General features: G+C 63.5%; 5 protein-coding genes and 1 pseudogene. 5 read left to right on the top strand and 1 reads right to left on the bottom strand.

The window, feature by feature from the left end; all coding sequences use genetic code 11:
- The 5 genes and pseudogenes from EN994_RS19705 to EN994_RS19680 form a co-directional block, all read left to right on the top strand.
- A pseudogene (locus EN994_RS19705) lies at positions 1–234 on the top strand (glycosyl transferase family 1); the annotation flags it as partial.
- 229 nt (positions 235–463) lie between these two features.
- Positions 464–814: a cupin domain-containing protein gene (locus EN994_RS19695; protein WP_063169498.1), complete on the top strand. Its 351-nt coding sequence runs from the start codon at positions 464–466 to the stop codon at positions 812–814.
- A 17-nt stretch (positions 815–831) separates the two neighbouring features.
- A complete protein-coding gene (locus EN994_RS19690) occupies positions 832–1173 on the top strand; it encodes a cupin domain-containing protein (RefSeq protein ID WP_063170399.1) in 342 nt (113 codons plus the stop codon).
- A gap of 23 nt (positions 1174–1196) precedes the next feature.
- Positions 1197–1541, top strand: a complete 345-nt coding sequence (locus tag EN994_RS19685) for a cupin domain-containing protein (RefSeq protein ID WP_013528939.1) — start codon at positions 1197–1199, stop codon at positions 1539–1541.
- A gap of 160 nt (positions 1542–1701) precedes the next feature.
- On the top strand, positions 1702–3210 hold the full coding sequence (locus EN994_RS19680; protein WP_063170400.1) for an aldehyde dehydrogenase family protein: 1509 nt from the start codon (positions 1702–1704) through the stop codon (positions 3208–3210).
- A 147-nt stretch (positions 3211–3357) separates the two neighbouring features.
- Here the strand turns inward: EN994_RS19680 and EN994_RS19675 are convergent, their stop codons facing one another.
- On the bottom strand, positions 3358–4068 hold the full coding sequence (locus EN994_RS19675) for a hypothetical protein (RefSeq protein ID WP_063169499.1): 711 nt from the start codon (positions 4066–4068) through the stop codon (positions 3358–3360).
- Between the last annotated feature and the right edge of the window lie 324 nt (positions 4069–4392).

The following is a 4392-nucleotide window of genomic DNA, read 5'->3' as shown; positions in this document are numbered from 1 at the left end:
AGACAGATCATGCCCTATGTCTGGGATGGCCACGACAACGCCACCCGCGTCGAGGAAACCGGCCACGGCTTCGGCATGCCGCGCTACGACTGGACCGATGCCGAGCTGGTTGCCAAGATCGAGACCTGCCTGACCGACCCGGCGATGAAAGCCAAGCTGGCGAAGACATCGGCGCAGATGCACGCGCAGAATGGGCCGGAGAAAGCGGCCGGGTTGTTGGAGACGCTGCTGTGATTGAGATGCGGAGCCCAGGCGCCCCCCTCTGGCCTGCCGGCCATCTCCCCCTCAAGGGGGGAGATTGGATTTCGCGGCGGCTTTCGCCAATTTTCAACGCTGAAGAAGAGACACAGAAGCCAAAGTTGCCAATCTCCCCCCTTGAGGGGGAGATGTCCGGCAGGACAGAGGGGGGCCTCGTAGAGCGAAAACGGGGCGGGATTGAGCGCCCAAATGATGGAGCACGCTCATGACCTCCTCCGCCCCACACCTCCACCAGGCCACCACCCGAACCGACCTCGTCGACTGGGGCGTCCAACCTGACGCGCTGGACGGCGCTTCGCGCTCCACCGGCAGGCTCGTGCACAAAGGGCCAAACAACCAGCCGGAATCCGGCATCTGGGTCTGCACGCCAGGCCGCTGGCGCCTCAGTATCCCGCGCGACGAATTGTGCCATTTCGTCGCCGGCCGCGCGACCTACCGGTCGGATGTCGGTGAGGTGATAGAAGTCTCCACCGGCACCGTGGTCATGTTCCCTGCCGGCTGGAGAGGCGAATGCACCGTGCATGAGACGATGCGCAACGTCTACATGCTGGCGTGACCACGGAGCTTGATGACATGTCGACACCGCACTGGCCGAAGGCTTCGGCCGTGGAATTGGAAGACTGGGGCGCGGGCAGCAACACGCTCGCCGGTTCGCCGCGCGCTTCGGGCAAGATCCTGGCGCAGAACCCGGACGGATCGAGCGAATGCGGCCTGTGGGCGTGCACGCCGGGCACGCGCAAGGTCACCTTTGGCGCCGACGAATTCTGCCACTTCCTGTCGGGACGCGGCAGCTATGTCCATGGCGACGGCGAGGAGATCGCGGTCGAGGCCGGCACGCTGGTATTCTTCCCCGCCGGCTGGACCGGCATCTCCATCATCACGCAAACGCTGACCAAGGCCTTCATGTGCCGCTGAGCACCCATTTCCAAGGAATCGATATGACAACCCCCATCATGAAATCCCCGCTTACCATTACCGACCTCGTCGACTGGGGCGTCATCCCGACCATGATCGAGGGCCAATCCCATACCTCGGGCAAGCTGCTGTACAAGGGGCCGGAAGGCCGCTCCGAATGCGGGCTTTGGGTCTGCACTCCGGGCAAATGGCACTGCCATGTCACCCGCGACGAGTTCTGCCATTTCCTCGAAGGGCGCTGCACCTATGTGCATGAATCCGGCGAGGTCATCGAGATCGAGCCGGATACGGCAGCGTTCTTCCCGCAGGACTGGAAGGGCGTCTGCACCGTCCATGAGACAATCAAGAAGGTCTACATGATCCGCTGAGCCTTCTCGATAATTCTGCCCTGCCGGACACCTGACGCGGCTTTCTGCGCTTCCGGTGCTCACGGACTAAATGTCCGCTGCGCTCCGGTTCTCGAAAGCCACGCCATCTGCCTCGGCAGGACGAATTCTCAAAAAGGCTCCGTAAATGGAGAAGGACAAAATGGATTTCTCTCCTGACCGGCCAACCTTCTTCGTCAATCCGGACTACCGGTCGATGGCCGGCGCGGCAAAACCGGTGATCGATCCGGCGACGCTGGAAACCGTCGGCGCTATCTCTGCTGCGACAGACGGCGAGATCGATACCGCACTCACGGCCGCGACGAAGGCGCAGGCCGCCTGGAAGAAGCTCGATGCCAAGAGCCGGGCCAAGCATCTGCATGCCGTCGCCAACGCCATCGAGGCGGCGGACTTCACGCGTTGCGCCGAGCTGATGGTGCGCGAGATGGGCAAACCCTACCCCGAAGCGATCGGCGAGATCGCCAATTGCGCGCCGATCTTCCGCTACTATGCCGAGATGGCGCGCGACGATGCCGGCAAGATCGCCGGCACGACGCAGGCCGGTTCGTTCCAGTATGCGCGCTACGAACCTTACGGCGTCTCCGTACACATCATGCCCTACAATTTCCCGATCCTGCTGATGTGCTGGACGGTCGCCGCATCGCTCGCCGCCGGCAATGCCTGCATCATCAAGCCGGCCGAGGCGACGACGCTCTCGACGCTGGACTACATGACCGTGTTCCGCTCGCTGCCAGAGGGGCTGGTCTCCTGCCTGCCCGGCGGAGCGGCCACAGCGCAGGCGCTGATCGCCTCCGACCGCACCCATGCCGTTGCCTTCACCGGCTCGGTCGCCGCAGGCAAGGCGGTGGCGGTAGCCTGCGCCGAACGCATGAAGCCGTGCGTCATCGAGGCCGGCGGCAGCGACCCGCTGATCATAAGCGAGCATGCCCCGCTCGAGATCGCGGCGGCCGGCAGCGTCACCGCCGCCTTCCACCTCACCGGCCAGGTCTGCACTTCGGCCGAGCGCTTCTTCGTCGTCGATTCCGTGCATGACCGCTTCGTCGCGCTGTTCGCCGAAAGGACGCGGGCGCTGCGCATCGGCAACGGCATGGACAAGACCGAGATCGGCCCGCTGGTCAGCGAAAGCGCGCGGACCAAAGTGATGCGCCTTGTGGATGACGCCATTGCCCATGGCGCCAAGGCGGTGACCGGCGGGCGCATCCCGCCGGCGCACAACATCGGCTGGTTCTACGAACCGACCATCCTGACCGGCGTCACCCCTGATATGGCGATCGTGCGCGAAGAGTGTTTTGGACCCGTCGCCGCCATCTGCCGGGTCAGGGATTTCGACGAGGCGATCCGGCTTGCCAATGACAGCCCGTTCGGGCTCGGCGCTTCGGTGTTCACATCGAATCTGGCCGAAGCCCACGAGGCGGCTGAACGGCTCGAAGCCGGCATGGTCTGGGTCAACAACCCGCTGATCGACAACGATGCCCTGCCGTTCGGCGGCTGGAAGGCCTCGGGCCTTGGCCGCGAGCTCGGACGCCAGGGGCTCGACGCCTTCCGCCGCTCCAAAATGGTGATCATCGACCACAAGCCTGCGATCCAGGACTGGTGGTATCCCTATCCCGACAGCTGGTTCCGCGAAACCGGCGGCCGCAAGCACGTCTGAGTGTTTCGAGCCTGGCTATCCCTGGACGCCAGCTCGGTGGCTATCCCTGGATAGCCAGCCCGACCATGAGCGGGAAAAGGCAATGCCGCCGAGTGAAACCCGGCGGCATCTTCTTTGACTGACCACTACCGTTTCGGCGGCGGTTCGTTACGGCGTCGTTTCCGTCTGCATCGCGGCAGCCGTCTGGTCGATCTTGCCGGCAAGGACGTCTTGAGCCCAGGACGTGACCGCGGCGTCGACGGGCTTGTTGGCCATATCCGCCAATGCCGCGTCGAGCGATGCATCATCGGTGCCGACCGCGGCCGCAGCAGCAGCAGCGTTGTCGGCAGCGACCTCGGCCTGCAGAGCAGCTATCTTCCCAGGCAGGGCCGCCTGATCTTCGGGCGACATCGCGGCAATCTGATCGGGTGTCAGGGACGTCAGCGCATCCAGCTTAGCCTGTGCTGCGTCGGCGGCGGCCTGAGCGACCTTGGCTTTGGCGGACTGCGTCACGAATGCCTGAAGGGCGGCGAATTTCTTGCTCTTCGAGTTCATATAGGCATTGATGTTGCGCTTCAGCGAGCTCACCCGGCCAAGCTTGGCGTGGATGTTCTTGCCTTTGGGCACGGACGAGACCTTGGTGGTCTTGTCGACCGTGGTGTCGTCCGCTTTGGCCACCTGGCCGGGGGCCGACGACGACTTGCCGTGCGAAGCGCCGCTCTTGCCATTGCCGCCGCCGTTGCCATTGCTACCGCCGTTGCCGTGCCCGTTGCCTCCGGCATTGCCACCGCCACCGCCGTGCCCATTGCCGGCGAGCGCCGGAGATGCCAGGAGCGCCAATGCGGCAAGCGCCGCCAGCAGAGTTTTCCGGTTTGTCATGGTAATCTCCTCGGGAATCGTCGCCCTGGCCCGACCGCTAAGCGACCGTCCTATGAGGAATTGCTAATAGTGCAGAGTAAACTTTAGACAAATGCTGTCTCAATACGCGATCTGGCACCCGGCCAGAAACTTAACCGACTGATATCAAACACAAATTCACGCTCTTGGACGGCCATGGCACTGAAGTCCCATGCCGGCAGGACTATAGTCCTGCGGGCAAGCAGCGGCATGGGTGAAAGTCTTTGCGTGGTATATCGGACAAGCTTTGAAAACAGGGGAGTTGATAGCGAAAGCAAAAGGCTCAGCCGATACTTTCACCGCCGT

This window comes from Mesorhizobium sp. M7A.F.Ca.CA.002.09.1.1 (assembly GCF_003998555.1).
Classification (GTDB): Bacteria; Pseudomonadota; Alphaproteobacteria; order Rhizobiales; family Rhizobiaceae; genus Mesorhizobium; species Mesorhizobium ciceri.
Note: the sequence above shows the minus strand (reverse complement) of the source record. Positions and strands in the feature narration are given on the sequence as shown.

Excerpts from the sequence above, each read along its gene's own strand:
- EN994_RS19695 (WP_063169498.1), top strand. The coding sequence starts at position 464 with ATGACCTCCTCCGCCCCACACCTCCACCAGGCCACCACCCGAACCGAC.
- EN994_RS19690 (WP_063170399.1), top strand. The coding sequence starts at position 832 with ATGTCGACACCGCACTGGCCGAAGGCTTCGGCCGTGGAATTGGAAGAC.
- EN994_RS19685 (WP_013528939.1), top strand. The coding sequence starts at position 1,197 with ATGACAACCCCCATCATGAAATCCCCGCTTACCATTACCGACCTCGTC.
- EN994_RS19680 (WP_063170400.1), top strand. The coding sequence starts at position 1,702 with ATGGATTTCTCTCCTGACCGGCCAACCTTCTTCGTCAATCCGGACTAC.
- EN994_RS19675 (WP_063169499.1), bottom strand. The coding sequence starts at position 4,068 with ATGACAAACCGGAAAACTCTGCTGGCGGCGCTTGCCGCATTGGCGCTC.